Origin of the sequence: Streptomyces sp. SAI-135 (assembly GCF_029893805.1) — a bacterium.
Lineage (GTDB): Bacteria > Actinomycetota > Actinomycetes > Streptomycetales > Streptomycetaceae > Streptomyces.
Map to the genome: position 1 here is coordinate 292,444 of NZ_JARXYP010000002.1, position 19,190 is coordinate 311,633.

The following is a 19,190-nucleotide window of genomic DNA, read 5'->3' on the forward strand; positions in this document are numbered from 1 at the left end:
CTCAGCGCGTCAGCAGTGCAGGTCGGCACTGCCATCCGCTCCCCAGGTCACCGAATCCTCGGCTGTTGCATCGATGCCGGTGCGGTCGTTGACGAGGTCTGTGCGGCGCCTGACCAAAATCTTGAGGTCGACGGCTGTCTCGTCGCCGGAGCGGAGCATGCCGAGGTCCTTGCGCATGCGGGCCTGGTCGGCGATGACGAAGGCGTCCTTGGCATCCGTCCTGCCCTGGCCGCGATAGGCGGCTGACGCCTGGTGAACGGCGAGGCCGGTGAGGTAGACCATCGGCTGGTCGTGGCCGAGCAGCAGGCCGATGAGCAAGGCGGCTCCGCCGTGGTTGATGTCCACCGCCCACAGCGCGTCCTCGGAGAGAGCGAGTACGTCGCCGAACAGCTCCAGCAGTGCGCTCTCGTCGTTCAGGACCCGCCGCGACAGCACGCGTTCGCCTTGCGCGTCGATCACCACGCGGTGGTGGTGTTCCTTGCCTATGTCCACACCGGCCCAGATCTCGGGCACGGTCACCTCCGCCAGCTCGTCGTCACAGTAGTCCCGCAGACGACCTCGCCGACGTTGTCCTACACAGCGATCGAGTCGCGTATCCCAATGAGCGGTCGAGTCGTCGCGGGGCTCCGGGCGGCCAAGTCATTTGAGCCATCCAACGGCGACAAGCACACGCCTCGTCCGGGCTGGGCGGGTGCCGAATACATCTGATCTATCCGTTCATGTACCTCACCTCGTCGGCCTGGAGCCCCTTCTGTCCCTGCGAGATGCAGAATTCGACCCGCTGTCCTTCCTCGAGGACCGGGTATCCGTCCATTTGGATCGCGCTGTAATGGACGAAGACGTCGACGGGCGGATCGCCGTCGACGGAGATGAACCCGTATCCCTTCTCCGCGTTGAACCACTTGACCGTCCCCGTGCTCACACCGTCGCGCCTGGCGCTGTGTACAGAAGGGTCGTCCCGTCCGGATTCCGGGCTGTCGCCAGTGGTACGGGATGCGGGCTGCCCGGGTGTCGGGGCGAGAGGGCGGGGACGGTTCTCGATAGCCGCCAGCAGGGCGTCGTCGGCCGTCCCCAGCAGGTGATCAAGCGCCTCGTCGTCCTCGCTGCGGGCCGGCTCCTCACCGGCACGGTGGGAGTACGGCGGCATGTCCTGTCCGGCATCGGTGCCGGCCTCCGGGCGTGCGGGAGCCAGCCGTGTGCGGACGGCCGCCAGAAGGGCTGCATCCATGTCGCCGAGGAGCAGGCCCAGTTCGTCGTCGGGGCTGCGCCGGACGTCGCTCACTGCGCACTCCTTCGGTTGGTGATCCCGAGCTGCTCCTTGAGCGTGCGGCGGGCCCTCGACAGGTTCTGCAGGACTGCGGCCTTCTCCAGCCTCATCGCCTCCGCGATCTCCGCGGCGGAGAACCCGTCGAGGTGCCAGGCCATCACGGTGCGCTGCTTGAAAGGCAGTTGGATGAGCACCTGCAGCACCTGACGGTGCTGCTCCCCCAGTTCGGCCGCCTGCAGGGGGGTGTGCCAGTCCGCGCTTGTTTCTGCCAAACGGGCCGCGAGGTCCTGTTCAGGGTCTTCGGGCACGATCTGCCGCAGGAAGGACCGCAGGGCGACCGTCCGCAGCCAGGCCCGCGGGGTGCGGACCGGCTGCCGTGTGCGCATCAGCTCCACGAACGCGCTGTGCACCGCGTCCTCGGCCTCCGGGAAGGTGGCCCCGTGCCGCAGCAGGAACCGGATGAGGTAGGGCTGGTCTTCCTGATAGGAGCAGCCGACATCGGCCGCCGCCATGGACAGCTGCCGTGCCGCGGCCGCGGTGTCATCCGCCATGCGGTCCACGGTGTTTCCCCCTCGTCACTGCCCCCTGGCGCACGGCCAGTTGCCGTCCCCTGCGGTCCCGTTCCTGCAACGTACCGCCCTCTGCGAGGGCGTTGATGCGAGCGGTGCGAGCCTCCTCCTCGATCCGGGCCGTCCTCACCAGGGCCCCGGTGGTGATCCGGGCCATCAGCACCCGGGTGGCACACCCGGCCGCGCACGCGGCCACGGTCACTGCCGCACTCACAACTGCGCTGTCCACGACGCTTGGTTCCTCTTCCTCCGGCAAGGGCGCTCGCCCTCGCTCTGATAGAAGGTGTCGTCGAAGCGCAGTTTTATGACATCGGGGATCCGGCAGCGGCTCGGCCCCGTCTGTCCCGCCCGCCGCTGCGTTCACGCCGCGTGCCGGGCGTCACTCTGGTTCAGGGGCGCCCGCGGCGGCACTGCTGCCGGCGCAACCGCTAAGGCCGGCGACAGGGTGGCGCATTCAAGCACCTCCGCGAACTCTTCGGAGGCCTCGCCACTCCCGGCGTCAACCTGGCCGTCGAAACCCATACCGACGGCATCCCCGAGGACACCATCCGCACCGTGGCCCCTGCCTACATCAACCACCTGCCCTCACTGCAATTGGCCAAGCGCCATGACGGCGAGCCCCAAGCCAGGCCGCTGAAGGACCAGCGCAGCACCTCCTGGTCGACGCGGGGGCGGCCGGCGCGGGCGAGTGCGCGGCGGGTGTGAGCGGTCAGCCTTGCCCAGGCGCGCCCGAAACCGTCGCAGGCCAGCCGCTTGTCGTCCACGCCAAGATCACGGGTGGCCTCCTCATCGGCCGACCCGCCCGAGCTGGCTGGATGCCGCTTCGACCGTCTGCGCCAGCAGGACCGCAATGGTCATGGGGCCGACCCCGCCGGGGACCGGCGTGATCAAGCGGGCACGAGTGCGGGCCGTGTCGAAGTCGACGTCGCCCACGTTGCCGGGGTTGTATCCGGCATCGATCACGACAGCCCCCGGCTTGACGTCTTCGCCGCGAATCAGCCGAGGCCGTCCCACGGCCGCCACCACAACGTCCGCTTCCCGCACGATCGCGGCCAGATCCGTCGTACGGGAGTGACAGTAGGTGACCGTGGCGTCCCGGGCGAGCAGGAGCATTCCGACGGGCTTGCCGAGGATCGCACTGCGACCCACGACAACGGCGTGCTGACCTGCAAGATCGACCTCGTACTCGTCCAGGAGCCGCATGATCCCGCCCGGGGTGCACGATGCAAATCCAGGCAGCCCGAAGCTCATCGCCCCGAAGGAGCTCATCGTGACCGCGTCGACGTCCTTCTCCGGCACGATGGCCTCGAACGCTGCCCGCTCATCGATGTGAGGGCCCACGGGGTGCTGAAGCAAGATGCCGTGCACTTTGGCGTCCCGCGAGAGGGACTGGAGGGTCTCCACCAGCTCAGCGGTTGTCGCAGTGGCCGGCAGGCTGACAAGCCGGGACTCGATGCCCGCCTTCGCGCAACGCGCCCGCTTCATCCGGACGTACGTCACCGAAGCCGGATCCTCACCTACCAGCACCGTTGCGAGGCACGGCGTCACGCCGACGCGTCGCGCAAGCTCTGCCGCCTTGCTTGACGCCTCCTCAACAATGCGTCGGGCAAGACCAACGCCATCCATGAGCCGGGCTGTCTGTGTCTGGGACATGGTCGCCTCCAGGCGTCGCTGACCACTCGCCCAGGCGCACGGCATCGACCGATTCGTCAGACCGCTCCCCGGTGGTGCTCCACCTCAGCGCCAGTCACGGCCCACGCACCACTCTAGTGGCACTGTTTTGCTGATCAGGAGCGGGAAGTCGAAGAACACCTACTCAGCAGAGTGGTCACAGAGCCTGCCTCGCCCGGTGCCGCGACCCCAATGCGCCCGCCGTCGGGCCCGGGCACACCCTCCAACAGCTGCTGCGCGTCAACCGGGCCGGCACCGCTACAGCAGCGCTCGGAATTCACGGAACCCGCCTGCCTTCGCCTGCGCACGCACGGACCGTGCAAGACCCCTCGCGACCACCACCTCAAGGAGGAAGGCGCTCACCGCGCCATGCTCTCGGCAGCACCTCTCCCCCAACTCAGCGTCACAGGGCGAGGGGCAGCGACGCGTTCATCGCCCTGACCGGCACCGCTCCCGCTACAGGAGAGACTGCCGGGCCGGCGCCGGACTGCCGGGGCTTCTGCCCGGGGTGCGGTCTCGCTGAGCCGGACGGGACCGCACCCTGTGGTCAGCCCAGGTAACCTTCGACCTCGCCTGCCGGGCGCACGTGTGCCTCGTCGGGATTCTGGCCGAACTCCGACTTGGCGCGCCGCTGCCGCAGCAAGTCCCAGCACTGGTCGAGCTGTGTTTCCACGGACTTGAGGCGGTTGCGCCCCTCTTCATCGAGTCCGTGTTCCGTGAGGGACCGCGAGCGCAGCTCATGTTCCTCAGCCACGAGGCCGTCGATCGTCTTAAGGATGCTTGTATCACCTTGTGAGCTCGTCATAGGTTTCCCTTCAGATCACGCTTGCGGACAAGTGTGGCACGAGGGGGTTCAGGTGCCCCGAGACACGTTGCCGTAGGAATGGCCGACATGTGCGCCAGGAGGCACGGCCGACTGCGGCCCATCACCGGGTCATGAATCGGCGTGGAACGTCGTTCCCGAGCTCGGCGACTCTCCCATCGCGGAGACACAGACAGCGCACCGGCCCATCCCAGCCGACGGATTCCCCGGTGGGGGCGGTGCCCTCGGTGCCGGACCACTACGAGGCCGTACCCCACAGCAGCATCACGCTCAGCCCGGTCATCGGCGGGCTGCATGCCGTGGAGATCATCAGCGGGAAGTGGGACGCGATGCCGGCGGACTTCCGTCCGGAACTGTTCCCCGTGTCGGCCTGAGACGGACGGACGGGCAGCCGCCGTCGAGCCGGCGGACGAGCCACCGGAGATACAGAGGAAAACGGGAGTGGAAACGCTCCGACAGTCTCGCAACCGGACCGGGATTACCTCGGCCGCGGCCTTTTCACTGACGCGGAAATGTCGCCGGAAAATGGACGCCTGCCGATTTGCGTGACAGCCCGCTGACTTCCCCCGGCAGCCCGCAGAATCGTTTCCGCATCGCTCGGCAGGCGTCTCATACTCCGAATCGATGCCCTCGCCCGCCGCAGACGCTCTGGCCGCCCCCGGCCTCCCCCACCCAGATCCGACCATCAATCTGTACGAAAGCATAACAAGTCGGGCATCTTCCGGCGAGCTATTGACTTTCTGCGGCTCGAGCGCAGAGGCTACGGGACGTCCATTCAAACCGGTTTAAACGCCGGCTCGGTGCCCCTCACGGCACCCCGCCTCCGCACCCGGTCCCGGCCCTCTCGCCGGTGCCGTGGAGCGTGGTCGCGAGGTGCCGGGCCTGCTCGGCCGCCCTGGAGGGGACCGCGCCCGGGCGTTCGGAAGAAAGCGGTGCGCGCATGGCCCGACGTCCCACGATCGCCGACGTGGCGAAGCTGGCCGGGGTCTCCCGTGCGACCGTCTCCTTCGTCCTCAACAACCGTCCCGGCGTGGCGGCCGACACCCAGCACCGCGTCCGCTCCGCAGCCGAGGAGCTGGGGTGGACGCCGAGCTCCAGCGCCCGGGCGCTGTCCACGGGCCGTGTCCGCGCGGTCGGCCTGGTCCTGGCACGTGAGCCCGAGCTCATCGGCACCGACCCGTTCTTCCCCGCCTTCATGGCAGGCATCGAGACGGTCATATCGGAAACCGGCGACGGTCTCATGCTGCAGATGAGCCGCCCCGAGAACGAGGTCGACACCTACCGCCGGCTCGCCGCCGACCGTCGCGTGGACGGCGTGCTCCTGACCGACCTGCGGACCGACGATCCCCGTCCGGCGCTGATCGGCGAACTGGGTCTGCCGGCCGTGGCCGTGGGGGCCGGCGCCGGCACGGGTCTGCCGACGGTCAACCTCGACGACCGTCCCGCCGTGCGCGAGGCCGTGCACCACCTCGCCGGCCTGGGGCACCGCGACATCGCCTACGTGGCCGGGCCCGAGGAGTTCGTGCACGCCCGGCGCCGCCGCCAGGCGTGGAGCGCCGCACTCGCCGAAGCCGGCCTGCCCGAGGGGACGTTACTGCCGGGCGGTTTCACCGCCGAGGGCGGAGCGCGGGCCACCCGGATGCTGCTCGACCGGCCGGTGCCGCCGACGGCCATCGTCTACGGCAACGACCTCTCGGCCACGGCCGGAATGGCGGTGGCCCAGGACGCCGGGCTGCGACTGCCGGAAGACCTGTCGGTGGTCGGCTTCGACGACGTACCCCTCGCCTCCTACACCAACCCCCCGCTGACCACCTGCCGCGCCAACCCCGTCTCATGGGGCCGGGCCTCAGCCCAGGCACTGGTGGAACTGATCGAGACCGGCACCACCGCCGATGTGGAACTGGAGCCCGCCGCCCTGGTGGTGCGCGCCTCCAGTGGCCCTGCGCCGGTCCGCTGAGACCTGCGGCATCCGGTGCGCCCCACCCCCGGGACGGGGCGGGACAACGCACGCGCCGGACGAGCCGTACCGCAAGCGATTCCCCAGCAAGAAACGGAACCCTCCATGAAGAAGGCCCTCTTCGCCCTGCTGCCGGTGGCCGCCCTCACGCTCAGCGCGTGCGGCAGCAGCGGATCCGACTCCAGCGCCTCCAACAGCTCCCACGGCCCGATCACGATCTGGTACTCCAACAACGCGCAGGAAGTCGCGTGGGGCAAGAAGATGGTGGCGCAGTGGAACGCCGGCCACCCCAAGGAGAAGATCACCGCCCAGGAGATCCCCGCGGGCAAGAGCTCCGAAGAGGTCATCGGCGCGGCGATCACCGCCGGCAACGCGCCCTGCCTGATCCTGAACACCGCGCCGGCCGCCGTGCCCGGGTTCCAGAAGCAGGGCGGTCTCGTCGCGCTCGACGACTTCCCCGACGGCAGGAGGTACCTGCAGGAGCGCGTGGGCGGCAGGTTGTCGCAGTACGCGTCGCCGGACGGCAAGTACTACCAGATGCCGTGGAAGAGCAACCCGGTGATGATCTTCTACAACAAGGAGCTGTTCAAGAAGGCCGGGCTGAACCCGGAGAACCCCAAGCTCGCCAGTTACCAGGACTTCCTCGACACCTCGCGCAAGCTGGTGGCCGCCAAGGCGGCCAAGGCCGCGATCTGGCCCGCTCCGTCCTCGGAGTTCTACCAGTCCTGGTTCGACTACTACCCGATGTTCGCGGCGCAGACCGGCAAGCAGCTGGTCGAGGACGGCAAGGCCCAGTTCGCCTCCGCCGACGGCCTCAAGGCCGCCCAGCTGTGGAAGACGATGTACGCCGAGCATCTGGCGCCCAACGAGAAGTACAACGGCGACGCCTTCGCCGACGGCAAGGCCGCCATGGCCACTGTCGGCCCGTGGGCGATCTCCGTCTACGGCGACAAGGTCAAGTGGGGCGCGGTACCGGTCCCCACTTCCGACGGCGCTGCCGGCAAGGGCACCTTCAGCGACGAGAAGTCCATCGGCATGTACACCTCCTGCAAGAACCGCGGGACGGCCTGGGACGTCATGAAGTTCGCCACCAGCAAGGACCAGGACGGCAAGCTGCTGGAGGCGACCGGGCAGATGCCCATGCGCAGCGACCTGACCAGCGCCTACCCGTCCTACTTCGCCTCGCACAAGGACTACGAGGTCTTCGCGCGGCAGGCGGAGCACACCATCGAGGCGCCCAACGTGCCGAACTCCGTGGAGATCTGGCAGACGTTCCGCGACGCGTACACCAAGGCCGTCATCTTCGGCAAGGGTGACCTCGCCACGGCTCTCAAGGACGCCGCGGCGAAGGTGAACGAGCTCGCGCAGGGCCAGTGAGGACCTGCCATGTCCTCCACCGCCTCTGACGTCCACCGGCCCCGGCCCTCCGCCGGGACGACGACGAAGGCACCGACGCCCCGCCCGCGGTGGCGGTTGCGGCTGGGCGGCCATCAGCCCATCGGCATGCTGTTCGTCTCCCCGTACCTGGTCTACCTCGCCGCGATCTTCGTGTATCCCCTCGGTTTCGCGGTGTGGATGTCCTTCCACGACTACTTCTTCACCGCACCCGGCGTCCAGGTCGACCGGCCCTTCGTCGGCCTGGACAACTACACGACCGTGCTCACCGACCCCGAGGTCTGGCGCTCGTTCCTCAACATCGCCGTCTTCCTGGTCATCAACGTGCCGCTGACCACCGTCGGCTCCCTGGTCCTGGCCAACGCGCTGAACAAGAAGCTGCCGTTCCGGTCCTTCTTCCGCACCGCCTACTACATCCCCTACATCACCGCCAGCGTCGCGGTCGTCGGTGTGTGGCTGTTCCTGTTCAACAGCGACGGCCTCGTCAACCAGGCACTCGGTCCGCTGGCACCGGACCCGTCCTGGCTGGTCAACTCCCACCTCGCCATGCCGGTCGTGGCCGTCTTCGTCGCCTGGAAGCAACTGGGCTTCTTCGTGGTGCTGTACCTGTCGGCGCTCCAGAACGTGCCCCAGGAGCTGTACGAGTCGGCGGCCATCGACGGCGCCGGACGCATGCGCATCTTCCGCTCCATCACCGTTCCCGCGGTCCGGCCGGCCACCCTCCTGGTGCTGATCCTGGCCACCATCACCGGCGCCAACCTCTTCACCGAGCCCTATCTGCTCACCAGTGGCGGCGGCCCCGACGGCGCGACGACCTCGCCCGTGCTGCTGATGTACCAGCGGGGTCTGCAACAGGGCCATCCGGACGAGGCGGCGGCCATCGGCGTGATCCTCGTCGTGCTGATCAGCGCCGTCTCGCTCGGCTATCGGCGACTCGTGGAGAGGGACTGAGATGAGCGTCGACGCCGCACCCGGCCCCACCGGCGAACGCCGCACCGGCGAGCACCCTGCGCGGCCCCGCAGCCGGTCGACCGGCTCCCGCATCGCGCTGCTCATCGGCGCGTTCGCCTTCCTCTTCCCCTTCTACTACATGATCATCGGCTCCCTTCAGAAGGAGCCCGACTCCAGCCCCTCCGGGGCGTTCCCCGACCCGTCCAACCTGAGCCTGCACAACTACGCGGCGATCGACTCGGCGATCTCGCTGGGCCGTTCGCTGGTGAACTCAGGCATCTTCACCGGCGGCGTGATCATCTGCACCACCGTGTTCGGCCTGCTCGCGGGCTACGCACTGGCCCGGCTGCACTTCCGCGGCCGCGGCTCGACGTTCGCCCTGGTCCTGCTGGTCCAGGTCGTACCGTTCCAACTGCTGCTGATCCCCCTGTACGTGCTCATCGTCCGCAACTACGGTCTCGCCGACTCCTACCTCGGCATGATCCTGCCGTTCGCGATCAACACCAGCGCCGTGTTCATCTTCCGCCAGTTCTTCCTGCAACTGCCGGCAGCCATGTTCGAGGCGGCCCGCATCGACGGCGCCGGCGAGCTGCAGATCCTGTTCCGCATCGCGGTGCCCCTGTGCAAACCGGCCGTGATGTCGGTGGTGCTGCTCAGCTTCACCGGGCCCTGGAACGAGTTCCTCTGGCCGTTCCTGGTGACCAAGCAACAGGACATGCAGCCCCTGGCCGTCTCCCTGGCCAACTACATCAGCACCGTCGCCTCCGCGGCCGCCAACCCCTACGGCGCCATCCTCGCCGGAGCCTGCGTCCTGGCCGCACCGGCGGTCGCCCTCTACCTCGTCTTCCAGAGCCGCTTCAACTCCACCGACATCGACTCAGCAACGAAGGGCTGAACTTTCGTGTCCCACAGCACCACCGCCTCCGTCCCCTACACCCTGACCCGAGTCGGCGTCGTGATGTCCCCGCTGCCCGGCGAGGCCGCCGAGGCCGAGGGGGTACTCAACCCCGCCTCCGGCCGCACGCCCGACGGCCGGCTGCACCTGCTGCCCCGGCTCGTCTCCGAGGGCAACGTCTCCCGCGTGGGCCTGGCCGAGGTCACCCTCGCCAACGGCGTGCCCACCGGCGTCGAGCGCCGCGGCGTGGTCCTCGCACCCGACGCCGGCTGGGAACGCGGCAAGAACAACGCCGGTGTGGAGGACCCCCGCACCACCTGGATCGAGGACCTGGGCCGGCACGTCATGTCGTACGTGGCCTACGGACCGCTCGGACCCAAGCCCGCCCTCGCCGTCTCCGAGAACCTGGTCGACTGGGAACGCCTGGGCCCTCTGCAGTTCGCCTACCAGCCCGACCTGGACACCGACCTCAATCTCTTCCCCAACAAGGACGTCGTGCACTTCCCCGAGCCCGTGCCGGGCCCGGACGGCACCATGTGCTACGCCATGCTGCACCGCCCGATGTGGGACCTCGGCTGGTTCCGGCCCGGTGAGGGCGTGCACCTGCCCGCCGGCGTGACCGACGAGCGCCCCGGCATCTGGATCTCCTACGTACCTGTCGACGAGGTCAAGCAGGACCTGAGCGCCCTGACCCGGCCGCGCCACCACCGCCTGGTCGCCCTGTCCGAGTACGCCTGGGAAGAGCTCAAGATCGGCGCGGGCCCGGCTCCGATCCGCGTCGACGAGGGGTGGCTGCTCATCCACCACGGCGTCTCCGGAACCATCGAGGATCCCTTCGCGCAGGCGCAGACCGTCAACTACGCCGCCGGGGCGATGATCCTGGACCCCGCCGACCCGAGCCGCGTCATCGCGCGCACCTCCGAGCCGCTGATGGCCCCCGAGACCGAGGAGGAGCGCTCCGGCACCGTGCCCAACGTGGTCTTCCCGACCGCGATCGAGGAGATCGACGGCGTGCGCTACGTCTTCTACGGCATGGCCGACGCGCACATCGGCGTGGCCCGCCTGGACCGGGCCGAATGACCACCGGCCACACCGCGCACCGCGTCGCCCTGGTCGGCTGCGGAGCCTTCGGCACCTTCGTGCTGGACGCGATACACGACCTCCCCGGTGTCCGCGTCGCCGCGTGCGCCGACGCCGACCGGCAGCGGGCGCGGACACTCGCGGGCCGGTACGGCGCCACCGTCCACACGAGTGTCGAGGACGTGGCCGCGCTGGACGATGTCGACGTCGTCGTCCTGGCCACCCCGCCGGCCGCGCACGCGGACGCCGCGGTGGCCGCGCTCCGGGCGGGCAAGCACGTCTTCTGCGAGAAGCCCATGGCGCTCACCGTCGAGGACGCCGCGCGCGTCGCGGCGGAGAGCCGCCGTTCACGGGGCGTGTTTGTGGTCGACCACGTGCTGCGCTACAACCCGGTCCTGCGGCTTCTGAAACGGCTCGGCCAGGAGCAACTCCTGGACCCGCTGCGGCGGTTCGCCTTCGAGAACGACGCCTCCGACGAGGATCTCGGTGACGACCACTGGTTCTGGGACGAGGCGCACAGCGGTGGCGTCCACGTCGAGCACGGCGTGCACTTCTTCGACGCCGCCAACGCCCTGATGGGCAGCGAGCCGCTCCAGGTGCAGGGCACCGAGGTGCGGCGAGAGGACGGGCCGGTGGACATCGTGGTGGCCACCGCCGTCCACCCCGGCGGCACGGTCGCCACCCACACCCACTCCTTCACTCACGCCCACCGCGCCGAACGTCAACTCATGCGGCTCGACTACGGCTTCGCCGAGGCCCGCGTCAGCGGCTGGATCCCGACGTCCGCCACGATCACCGCGTGGACCGACGAGGCTGGCGCCGTCCGTTGGGAGGCGGTGCCCGCACGGGCCGCGGAACTGCTCTCGGTTCCCGGGCTGCGCCCGCACGGCCAGGAGCGCATCGCGGTGTCCGTGACGCGAGATGCCGGTTCCGCAGCGCCCGCCCGCGGCCGGGGTGTCACCCGCCACGTCCCGCACCGGGTCGACTGTGTCGTGGACCTGGGCGGGGAGGAGCGCAAGCAGCACGTGTACACCGAGAGCGTGCGGGCGGCCATGTCGGACCTGCTGCACTGCGCGGTGCACGGCGGCACCCCACAGGCCGACGCCACCGCCGGACTGACCGCGGTGGCCGTCGCCCGGGCGGCGACCCGCTCCGCGCACAGCGGCCGGACGGTCCTGCTCACGGCCCAAGTTCCCGCCGGAGACACCTGATGACAACGATGTCCGCACCGGCCGCTCCCGCCCCCTGGTGGCGAGAGGCGGTCTGCTACGAGATACACCCACGCGCCTTCGCCGACGGCAACGGCGACGGCACCGGCGACCTGCCCGGCGCCACCGCCCGCCTCGACCACCTGGCGCAGCTGGGCGTCGACGCCGTGTGGATCACCCCCTTCTACCCCTCGCCGCTGGCGGACGGCGGCTACGACATCGCCGACCACACCGGCGTCGCGGCAGACCTCGGCACACCCGCCGACTTCGACGCACTGGTGGCGAAGGCACACGTCCTCGGCCTCAAGGTCCTCGTGGACGTGGTCCCCAACCACACCTCCCACCGGCATCCCTGGTTCCGCAAGGCCCTCGCCGCCGCACCCGGCTCCCCGGCCCGTCGGCGGTACCTGTTCCGGGACGGGCGCGGCGAGAAGGGCGAACTGCCGCCCAACGACTGGCAGTCCGCGTTCGGCGGCCCCGCGTGGACCCGCGTCGACGAGACGGACGGCCTGCCCGGGCAGTGGTACCTGCACCTGCACGCGCCCGAACAGCCCGACCTCGACTGGCACCACCCCGAGGTGGTCGCCGAGTTCGAACGGATCCTCAGGCACTGGCTGGACCGCGGTGTCGACGGCTTCCGCGTCGACGTGGCCCACACCCTGTTCAAGGCCGACGGCCTGCCCGACGCCGGCCCCGGTCAGCACCAGGACGTCCACCAGAACCACCGGATGCCCTACTACGACCAGGAGGAACTGCACCCGCTCTTTCGCCACTGGCGCACCCTGCTGGACCGACACCCCGCCCCCGTCGGGGCGGTGGCTCCGCCCGAGCGGGTGATGGTGGCCGAGGCGGGCATCTTCGACCGCGAGCGGCTCGCGCGTTACGTCGCCCCCGGCGAGATGCAGCAGACGTTCAACTTCGCCTTCCTGGAGTGTCCTTGGGACGGAGCGGCGATGCGCGAGGTGGTCGAGCAGTCGGCGCGCGGCATGCAGTCGGTGGGCGCGCCCGTCACCTGGGTCCTCTCCAGCCATGACGCGATCCGACCGGTCACCCGCTACGGCGGCGGCGTTCTCGGTGAGCGGCGTGCCCGAGCGGCGGCCCTGCTGATGCTGGCCCTGCCCGGCGCCGCGTACGTGTACCAAGGCGAGGAACTGGGCCTGCCCCAGGCCCACATCCCTGACCACCTGATCCGCGATCCGCTGTGGGAACGCTCCGAGCACCGCCACCGCGGACGCGACGGTTGCCGGGTGCCCCTCCCCTGGTCCGGCACGGCGCCGCCCTACGGTTTCAGCGAGGCCGCGCCCGAGGACTGCTGGTTTCCGCAGCCCACCGACTGGGCCGGCCTCACCGTTGCGGCGCAGCAGCACGACGCGCACTCGATGCTCACGCTGTACCGCACGGCCCTGCGCCTGCGCCACGACCATCCCGCCTCGGACACCGTGCTGCGCGTCCAAGGCCCGGCGAACGGCGAGTGGTTCGCCTTCGACCGATCGTCCCGGCTGCGCTGCCTGGTCAACTTCGGGCCGCGTCCGGTCCCCCTGGACGACGGCGCCCGGGTACTGCTGTCCAGCGCACCGCTCGAGGGCCGCACCGTCCCCCAGGACACCACCGTATGGATGACCTCCGAGGAGTACCCGCGATGAACACCAGACCAGGCGTCGACCTGTCCGCCCTGGTGAAGGCCTACGACGTCCGCGGCCTCGTCCCGGACCAGCTCGACGAGGAGCTCGCCCGGCTGTTCGGCGCCGCCTTCGTCGAGACGACCGGCGCGGACGCCGTCGTGACCGGCCACGACATGCGGCCCAGCTCACCCGCGCTGGCCCGCGCCTTCGCGCAGGGCGCCGCCGGGCAGGGTGCCGACGTCACCGAGATCGGTCTGTGCTCGACGGACGAGCTGTACTTCGCCAGCGGCGTCCTGCACCTGCCGGGCGCGATGTTCACCGCCAGCCACAATCCGGCCCGCTACAACGGCATCAAGATGTGCCGGGCCGGCGCGGCACCGATCGGCCAGGACACCGGGCTGCACGCCATTCGTACCCTCGTCGAACGCTGGGCGTCCGGCGAACGTCCCCCCACCCCGCGCCGGCCCACGGGCTCACTCACCCAGCGCGACATGCTCAAGGAGTACGCGGCGCATCTGCTGAACCTGGTCGACGTCAGTGCCGTCCGGCCACTGCGCGTCGTGGTGGACGCCGGCAACGGCATGAGCGGACTCACCGTGCCGGCCGTCTTCCATGACGTGCCGGTGGAAATCGTCCCGCTGTACTTCGAGCTGGACGGAACCTTCCCGCACCACGAGGCCAACCCGCTCGACCCCGCCAACATCGTCGACCTGCAGCGCACCGTACGTGAGACGCGGGCCGACCTGGGCCTGGCCTTCGACGGTGACGCCGACCGCTGTTTCGTCGTCGACGAACGCGGCGAAGCGGTGAGCCCGTCCGCCATCACCGCGCTGATCGCCGCACGGCTGCTCGCCGACCACCCGGGAAGCACCGTCCTGCACAACCTGATCACTTCGCGGGCCGTGCCAGAGGTGGTCCGCGAACTCGGCGGCACCCCGGTGCGCACGCGGGTGGGCCACTCCTTCATCAAGGCCGAAATGGCCCGCACTCAGGCAGTGTTCGGCGGCGAGCACTCGGCGCACTACTACTTCCGCGACTTCTACAACGCGGACACCGGCATGCTCGCCGCACTCCATGTCGTCGCCGCCCTCGGTGGCGGGCCGGAGCCCCTGTCCCGGCTGGTCGCCCGCTACCAGCGCTACCCGGCATCAGGTGAGATCAACACCGCGGTCACGGACCCCGCCTCCACCCTGGCGGCCGTCCGCGCCCACTTCGCCGAACGCACCGAGGCCACCGTCGACGAACTCGACGGCCTGACCGTCTCCACCCCTGACTGGTGGTTCAACCTGCGCCCCTCCAACACCGAACCGCTGCTCCGGCTCAATGTGGAAGCGACGGACACGGCGACACTGACGCGCGTACGGCAGGAGGTGCTGACGCTTGTCGCCGCCCGGTTCGCCTGAGTGGTTGCCGCCGTCTCGGGCAACCACCAGACCCCAAAGGGGCCATGAACGGGAACAGCCCGGAGGCGAACACACAGGTCCGCGCCCCGTGGACCGGGGCAAGCCGGCTTCCAAGATGCACGTCCTGTCGGACGCGAACGGACTGCCCCTCCTGTCGGCCTCTCGGCCGCCAACCCACGACAGCGCAGGGCTGGCGCCCATGATCGAGGGGCACCAACGAGACACGGCCCCCACCGCGGCCGCTTCTTCAAGCCCCAGCGCCTCCACGCGGACAAAGCCTTCGATCACGCCGACCTGCGGAAATGGCTACGTGGCAAACGCATCGGGGTACGGGGCGCGCGCAAAGGCATCGGCTCCAGCGAACGATTGGGCCGCCGTCGCCGGGTCGTCGAGCGGACGATGTCATGGCTGTCCGGCCACCGACGCCTGAGCCCTGCCCGGCCACGCCGCTCCGCAGCAAGGCGCGTTCTTCGGCACGTGGTCCCGTGCAGTCCTCAGATGCTGGTCGGGACGTCCATGTCATCGAGCAGAGTCCGCACGCGTTCCTCGATCGCGTCACGGATGGGGCGGACGGCCTCCACGCCCTGTCCGGCCGGATCGTCGAGCTGCCAGTCGAGGTACCGCTTGCAGGGGAAGACGGGGCAGGTGCCACCGCACCCCATGGTGATCACGACGTCGGATGCCTGGACGGCCTCCGCCGTGAGGATCTTGGGGCGTTGAGCGGAGATGTCGATGCCGACCTCCTTCATCGCTTCCACGACGGCCGGGTTGACGGTGTCTGCGGGAGCCGAACCGGCGGAGCGGACCTCGATGCTGTTGCCTGCGAGGTGGGTGAGGAAGGCGGCGGCCATCTGGGAGCGGCCAGCGTTGTGGACGCAGACGAACAGCACCGACGGTCGCGGCGTGGCGGGAGACCTCATGAGCGGGGCTTTCTGGGGGGAACGGATCGGTCAGGAGATGGCGGACTCGGGCTCGCCGTGCGGGACGGCGACCTCATCGGGGACGGGAGCGGGACGGCCGTGGACAAGGGCGACGGCCCCCAGCCCGAGCACGGCCCCAAGGAGCTGGGCCGCGATGAACGGGGCGACGGATGCAGGGGAGATCCCGGCGAAGGTGTCGGTGAAGGCTCGGCCGATGGTGACCGCCGGGTTCGCGAAGGACTTGGAGGAGGTGAACCAGTATGCGGCTCCGATGTAGGCGGCTACGGCGGCCGGGGCGAACGCGGCACGGCCGATGCGGTTCAGGCCGAAGATCAGCAGGATCAGCCCGGCCGTCGCAACGACCTCGCCCAGCAGCAGGTGCCCGGCGGACCTGTCATGCGCGGAGACCTTGACCAGCGGCTTGGCGAACATCGCATCGGCCAGGACCGCCCCGCCGATCGCGCCCACGATCTGGGCCAACACGTACGCCCCAACGTCCCGCAGGGCCAGGCACTCCGGGTCACGACGGCCGGTGGGTCAGGCGGCGAGCGTGACGACCGGGTTGAAGTGCGCGCCGGACACAGTCCCGAGCAGCAGGATGAGAACGCCCAGACCGAAGACCGTGGCGAGGGAGTTGGCGAGCAGTTGCACACCGACGTCGTGCGACGGTTCGGTGGCTGCTGGTGGCGGTGGTGGTCGGCTCCGGCATCCAGGCGGTGCCGATGCCCTCAGAGGCGACCCGGCGGATGAGCGGTTTCCTCACGCCGCGGCCCCGGCGGGCCGCGTGGTGGTCAGAAACGCGGCGAGCTTGTCCAGGACGCCGGGCAGCACCCAGTAGTACACCCAGGTCCCGCGGCGCTCGCAGTCGATCAGCCCGGCCTGGCGCAGCAGTTTGAGGTGGTGGGAGATCGTCGGCTGGGACAGGTCGAAGGCCGGGGTCAGCTCGCACACGCACACCTCGCCGCTCTCACCGCGCGAGGCGATTATCGACATCAGGCGCAGCCGCACCGGGTCGCCCAGCGCTTTGAAGACCTTCGCCAGGTCGACGGCCTGGTCCTCGTCCAGCGGCGCGGCGGACAGGCCCGGGCAGCAGGAGGCGTCCTGGCCGACCACCGCCGACTCTTGTTTTGACATGCCTCTATGTTGACGTTTTTCGATTCAAGGCGCAAGGTTGCATCAACGAACGTCGATACAGACCGTTCCGGGTACCGCCGTGCCCGTCCTCCAGGAGTGAAGTCATGAGCGAGCAGACCACCGCCGACCTGCGCGAAACCGTCCGCCAGCGGTACGCCGCCGCAGCCATGAAGGTCACCGAGGGCTCCGCCGCCTGCTGCGGACCCGAGCCCATTGAGGTCGACGACAGCTTCGGCTCCACCCTCTACGCCACCGACGACCGCGACGCGCTGCCCGCGGAGGCTGTCGCCGCTTCCCTTGGCTGCGGCAACCCCACCGCCGTCGCCGAACTCCGCAAAGGGGAGCGTGTCCTGGACCTCGGCTCCGGTGGTGGCATCGACGTCCTGCTCTCCGCCCGCCGCGTCGGGCCGACGGGCAAGGCCTACGGCCTGGACATGACCGAGGAGATGCTCGCCCTGGCCCTCGCCAACACGGCGAAGGCGGGCGCCACGAACGTCGAGTTCCTGAAGGGCACCATCGAGGCGGTCCCGTTGCCCGCGAACACCATCGACGTCGTCATCTCCAACTGTGTGATCAACCTGTCCACGGACAAGCCCGCGGTATTCGCCGAAACCTTCCGCGTCCTGAGGCCCGGCGGCCGGATCGGCGTCTCGGACGTCGTCGCCGACGACACCCTCACCCCCGAACAGCGCGCCGAACGCGGCGACTACGTCGGCTGCATCGCCGGCGCCCTCTCCTTCGCCGAATACCGCACCGGCCTCGAAGCCGCCGGGTTCACCGACATCGAGATCACCCCGACCCACCCGGTCGCCGACGGCATGCACTCCGCCATCGTCCGCGCCACCAAGCCGGTAGCCGCCGAAGCCCCGATCGAGATGACCGCGTCCGCCGGCACCTGCTGCGGCGTCGACGCCTGCTGCACTTCCGGCGAAACCTCCGCCGATCCCGACCTGACCGTCACCGACGCAAAGACCGCCTCGGGCTGCGGCTGCCAGAACTAAACCCAGCCAGCCGAGCAGGACCCCGCCCAGGGGCCCTGGTCACTCACGAACACCGCGGACTTCGCATACGTACCTGGCACCAGCAGCCCGTACCGGCCCTCGCGCCCGCAGCAAAACGGCGCTCCCAGACCAGCACGCCGCACTGCACCGTCACCGCCCGAGATCGGCCCGCCGTCGGCGGCGGTCCCGTCAGCGCGGTAAGCCGTCGCGGAGACGGAGCTCTTTGCCCGGCCGGGGGTGCTACGGCAGCTTCACGGACGGGGCCGCTCGGATGTTCGCCTGTGGCTCGGACAGATGAGCGCGTTCGACGATCGGAGTGCGGAGACACGCGATGCTTCGTTTCCATCGACGCCTGCTGATCGAGTCTCTGACCGTGTTGGCGGCTGACGCCCAGTCACAGATCGCCTGGCTCGACAGGCGCGGTGTGGTGACGGATGAGATTGCTCCGGACTTCGATCACGCCTTTGGCATCGTTGAAGCCCTGGGGGATGCAGGGCACCTCGATGGCGGTGTCCTGCCTGACTTGCGGGAGATCGATGCCGTTCTCAGCGCGATGAGCGGTGCGCGGAACGCTGATCGATGGTCGAGGAACGCGTTGTCATTCGATCAGGGGTGATACCCGGCCCGGCGGCTCGCCCGTGATCAAGATCACGTCGATGGAGAAGCCGGTCGAGGATGGCAGTGGCCAGCACCTCGTCGCCGAAGACGAGCGGCACCCAAGCCGTGGACGCGGCCTCACTGCTGGCGGAGATGACCGTCCCCCACTCCGCCGAATGCCCTTGGCCCGACGCCCTGCGCTTCACCCGCACCCACCGCCACGGGCATCGTCGAGGGGCAGTCCACATCTGGTTGGGTGTCAGTGCGGCCCTGGGCGGCAGGGGATGGCGCCTCCTTGGTGGGGGCGGTGGTGGCAGTGGACGAGCCACTCGTCGAGGAGGTCCTGCAGCTGCGCCGAGGCCAGGCATGCCTCGCGTTTGTCTCGGTCGCCGCCTACGCCCCCGTCCCCTCACCAGGGACGATCATGGGGCACAGGTAGCCGCGGGCCCCCACACCCTTTTCCAGCTGCGTGGTGACGCTCTGGCTGACCGTGACGGCATCGGCGACCTGCCGCATTGCAGATGACCGCCCACGCCGTCGCGTTGCCTGCCGAGCACATCCAGGAGCGAGTACTCGCGCGCACACGGCTTGCGCCCCGCCTGAAGTGCGCGTTCGACGCGACTCTCTCTGCAGCCATGGAGCAGTGAGAGGGCCGACCAGTGGTGCGCGCCCCAGTACATCTCAGCTCACTATACCC

Annotated in this window: 18 protein-coding genes, 4 pseudogenes and 1 riboswitch; of the genes and pseudogenes, 13 read left to right on the top strand and 9 right to left on the bottom strand. The window is 69.6% G+C overall.

Features of this window, described 5'->3' with window-relative positions; all coding sequences use genetic code 11:
- Positions 1–78: 78 nt before the first annotated feature.
- From M2163_RS05950 to M2163_RS05960, 3 genes and pseudogenes are all read right to left on the bottom strand, one after another.
- Positions 79–513 (bottom strand): annotated as a pseudogene (locus tag M2163_RS05950) (IS110 family transposase); the annotation flags it as partial.
- Positions 514–709: 196 nt separating this feature from the next.
- Complete coding sequence (locus M2163_RS05955; protein ID WP_280854316.1) at positions 710–922, bottom strand: cold-shock protein; 213 nt, start codon at positions 920–922, stop codon at positions 710–712.
- A gap of 356 nt (positions 923–1,278) precedes the next feature.
- The gene (locus M2163_RS05960; protein WP_280893318.1) at positions 1,279–1,818 is read right to left on the bottom strand and encodes a sigma-70 family RNA polymerase sigma factor; all 540 of its coding nucleotides are present in this window, start codon (positions 1,816–1,818) and stop codon (positions 1,279–1,281) included.
- A 573-nt stretch (positions 1,819–2,391) separates the two neighbouring features.
- On the opposite strand from M2163_RS05960, the gene M2163_RS05965 reads away from it, so the two are divergent.
- Entirely contained in the window at positions 2,392–2,541 is a 150-nt protein-coding gene (locus M2163_RS05965; protein WP_280893319.1) for a hypothetical protein, read from the top strand.
- Positions 2,542–2,622: 81 nt separating this feature from the next.
- Here the strand turns inward: M2163_RS05965 and M2163_RS05970 are convergent, their stop codons facing one another.
- A complete protein-coding gene (locus tag M2163_RS05970) occupies positions 2,623–3,489 on the bottom strand; it encodes a bifunctional 5,10-methylenetetrahydrofolate dehydrogenase/5,10-methenyltetrahydrofolate cyclohydrolase (protein ID WP_280893320.1) in 867 nt (288 codons plus the stop codon).
- 21 nt (positions 3,490–3,510) lie between these two features.
- Positions 3,511–3,597, bottom strand: a riboswitch (ZMP/ZTP riboswitch).
- A gap of 457 nt (positions 3,598–4,054) precedes the next feature.
- Positions 4,055–4,312, bottom strand: coding sequence for a DUF2630 family protein (locus tag M2163_RS05975; protein ID WP_280853920.1), 258 nt, complete (start codon positions 4,310–4,312; stop codon positions 4,055–4,057).
- A 227-nt stretch (positions 4,313–4,539) separates the two neighbouring features.
- Between M2163_RS05975 and M2163_RS05980 the strand changes: the two genes are divergently transcribed.
- The 10 genes and pseudogenes from M2163_RS05980 to M2163_RS06025 form a co-directional block, all read left to right on the top strand.
- Positions 4,540–4,704: a hypothetical protein gene (locus tag M2163_RS05980; RefSeq protein WP_280893321.1), complete on the top strand. Its 165-nt coding sequence runs from the start codon at positions 4,540–4,542 to the stop codon at positions 4,702–4,704.
- Between the two features lie 566 nt (positions 4,705–5,270).
- Positions 5,271–6,287: a LacI family DNA-binding transcriptional regulator gene (locus tag M2163_RS05985; RefSeq protein WP_280853917.1), complete on the top strand. Its 1,017-nt coding sequence runs from the start codon at positions 5,271–5,273 to the stop codon at positions 6,285–6,287.
- Positions 6,288–6,392: 105 nt separating this feature from the next.
- A complete protein-coding gene (locus M2163_RS05990) occupies positions 6,393–7,664 on the top strand; it encodes an extracellular solute-binding protein (protein ID WP_280893322.1) in 1,272 nt (423 codons plus the stop codon).
- A gap of 9 nt (positions 7,665–7,673) precedes the next feature.
- A complete protein-coding gene (locus M2163_RS05995; RefSeq protein WP_280893323.1) occupies positions 7,674–8,633 on the top strand; it encodes a sugar ABC transporter permease in 960 nt (319 codons plus the stop codon).
- Position 8,634: 1 nt separating this feature from the next.
- Positions 8,635–9,528 (top strand): carbohydrate ABC transporter permease, encoded by an 894-nt coding sequence (locus M2163_RS06000; protein WP_280893324.1) that lies wholly within the window; start codon positions 8,635–8,637, stop codon positions 9,526–9,528.
- A gap of 6 nt (positions 9,529–9,534) precedes the next feature.
- The gene (locus M2163_RS06005) at positions 9,535–10,608 is read left to right on the top strand and encodes a glycosidase (protein WP_280893325.1); all 1,074 of its coding nucleotides are present in this window, start codon (positions 9,535–9,537) and stop codon (positions 10,606–10,608) included.
- A complete protein-coding gene (locus M2163_RS06010) occupies positions 10,605–11,819 on the top strand; it encodes a Gfo/Idh/MocA family oxidoreductase (protein WP_280893326.1) in 1,215 nt (404 codons plus the stop codon). Before M2163_RS06005 ends, M2163_RS06010 begins: the two co-directional genes overlap by 4 nt.
- Entirely contained in the window at positions 11,819–13,459 is a 1,641-nt protein-coding gene (locus tag M2163_RS06015; RefSeq protein ID WP_280893327.1) for a glycoside hydrolase family 13 protein, read from the top strand. Before M2163_RS06010 ends, M2163_RS06015 begins: the two co-directional genes overlap by 1 nt.
- Positions 13,456–14,841 (top strand): phosphomannomutase/phosphoglucomutase, encoded by a 1,386-nt coding sequence (locus M2163_RS06020; RefSeq protein WP_280893328.1) that lies wholly within the window; start codon positions 13,456–13,458, stop codon positions 14,839–14,841. The genes M2163_RS06015 and M2163_RS06020 overlap by 4 nt, the downstream gene beginning before the upstream one ends.
- A 43-nt stretch (positions 14,842–14,884) precedes the next feature.
- Positions 14,885–15,276, top strand: a pseudogene (locus tag M2163_RS06025) (transposase); the annotation flags it as partial.
- 59 nt (positions 15,277–15,335) lie between these two features.
- On the opposite strand, the gene M2163_RS06030 reads toward M2163_RS06025, so the two are convergent.
- From M2163_RS06030 to M2163_RS06040, 3 genes and pseudogenes are all read right to left on the bottom strand, one after another.
- The gene (locus tag M2163_RS06030; RefSeq protein ID WP_280893329.1) at positions 15,336–15,761 is read right to left on the bottom strand and encodes an arsenate reductase ArsC; all 426 of its coding nucleotides are present in this window, start codon (positions 15,759–15,761) and stop codon (positions 15,336–15,338) included.
- 30 nt (positions 15,762–15,791) lie between these two features.
- A pseudogene (locus M2163_RS06035) lies at positions 15,792–16,470 on the bottom strand (aquaporin).
- 50 nt (positions 16,471–16,520) lie between these two features.
- A complete protein-coding gene (locus M2163_RS06040) occupies positions 16,521–16,895 on the bottom strand; it encodes a metalloregulator ArsR/SmtB family transcription factor (RefSeq protein WP_280893330.1) in 375 nt (124 codons plus the stop codon).
- A gap of 104 nt (positions 16,896–16,999) precedes the next feature.
- On the opposite strand from M2163_RS06040, the gene arsM reads away from it, so the two are divergent.
- Together arsM and M2163_RS06050 are read left to right on the top strand one after the other, a co-directional pair.
- Positions 17,000–17,896: an arsenite methyltransferase gene (gene arsM, locus M2163_RS06045; protein ID WP_280893331.1), complete on the top strand. Its 897-nt coding sequence runs from the start codon at positions 17,000–17,002 to the stop codon at positions 17,894–17,896.
- A gap of 331 nt (positions 17,897–18,227) precedes the next feature.
- Entirely contained in the window at positions 18,228–18,512 is a 285-nt protein-coding gene (locus M2163_RS06050; RefSeq protein ID WP_280893332.1) for a hypothetical protein, read from the top strand.
- Positions 18,513–18,955: 443 nt separating this feature from the next.
- On the opposite strand, the pseudogene M2163_RS06055 reads toward M2163_RS06050, so the two are convergent.
- A pseudogene (locus tag M2163_RS06055) lies at positions 18,956–19,173 on the bottom strand (MarR family transcriptional regulator); the annotation flags it as partial.
- Between the last annotated feature and the right edge of the window lie 17 nt (positions 19,174–19,190).

Excerpts from the sequence above, each read along its gene's own strand:
- M2163_RS06020 (WP_280893328.1), top strand. The coding sequence starts at position 13,456 with ATGAACACCAGACCAGGCGTCGACCTGTCCGCCCTGGTGAAGGCCTAC.
- M2163_RS06050 (WP_280893332.1), top strand. The coding sequence starts at position 18,228 with ATGCTTCGTTTCCATCGACGCCTGCTGATCGAGTCTCTGACCGTGTTG.
- M2163_RS06040 (WP_280893330.1), bottom strand. The coding sequence starts at position 16,895 with ATGTCAAAACAAGAGTCGGCGGTGGTCGGCCAGGACGCCTCCTGCTGC.
- M2163_RS05970 (WP_280893320.1), bottom strand. The coding sequence starts at position 3,489 with ATGTCCCAGACACAGACAGCCCGGCTCATGGATGGCGTTGGTCTTGCC.
- M2163_RS05995 (WP_280893323.1), top strand. The coding sequence starts at position 7,674 with ATGTCCTCCACCGCCTCTGACGTCCACCGGCCCCGGCCCTCCGCCGGG.
- M2163_RS05985 (WP_280853917.1), top strand. The coding sequence starts at position 5,271 with ATGGCCCGACGTCCCACGATCGCCGACGTGGCGAAGCTGGCCGGGGTC.
- M2163_RS06000 (WP_280893324.1), top strand. The coding sequence starts at position 8,635 with ATGAGCGTCGACGCCGCACCCGGCCCCACCGGCGAACGCCGCACCGGC.
- M2163_RS06030 (WP_280893329.1), bottom strand. The coding sequence starts at position 15,761 with ATGAGGTCTCCCGCCACGCCGCGACCGTCGGTGCTGTTCGTCTGCGTC.
- M2163_RS05975 (WP_280853920.1), bottom strand. The coding sequence starts at position 4,312 with ATGACGAGCTCACAAGGTGATACAAGCATCCTTAAGACGATCGACGGC.
- M2163_RS06015 (WP_280893327.1), top strand. The coding sequence starts at position 11,819 with ATGACAACGATGTCCGCACCGGCCGCTCCCGCCCCCTGGTGGCGAGAG.
- M2163_RS05990 (WP_280893322.1), top strand. The coding sequence starts at position 6,393 with ATGAAGAAGGCCCTCTTCGCCCTGCTGCCGGTGGCCGCCCTCACGCTC.
- arsM (WP_280893331.1), top strand. The coding sequence starts at position 17,000 with ATGAGCGAGCAGACCACCGCCGACCTGCGCGAAACCGTCCGCCAGCGG.
- M2163_RS05960 (WP_280893318.1), bottom strand. The coding sequence starts at position 1,818 with ATGGCGGATGACACCGCGGCCGCGGCACGGCAGCTGTCCATGGCGGCG.
- M2163_RS06010 (WP_280893326.1), top strand. The coding sequence starts at position 10,605 with ATGACCACCGGCCACACCGCGCACCGCGTCGCCCTGGTCGGCTGCGGA.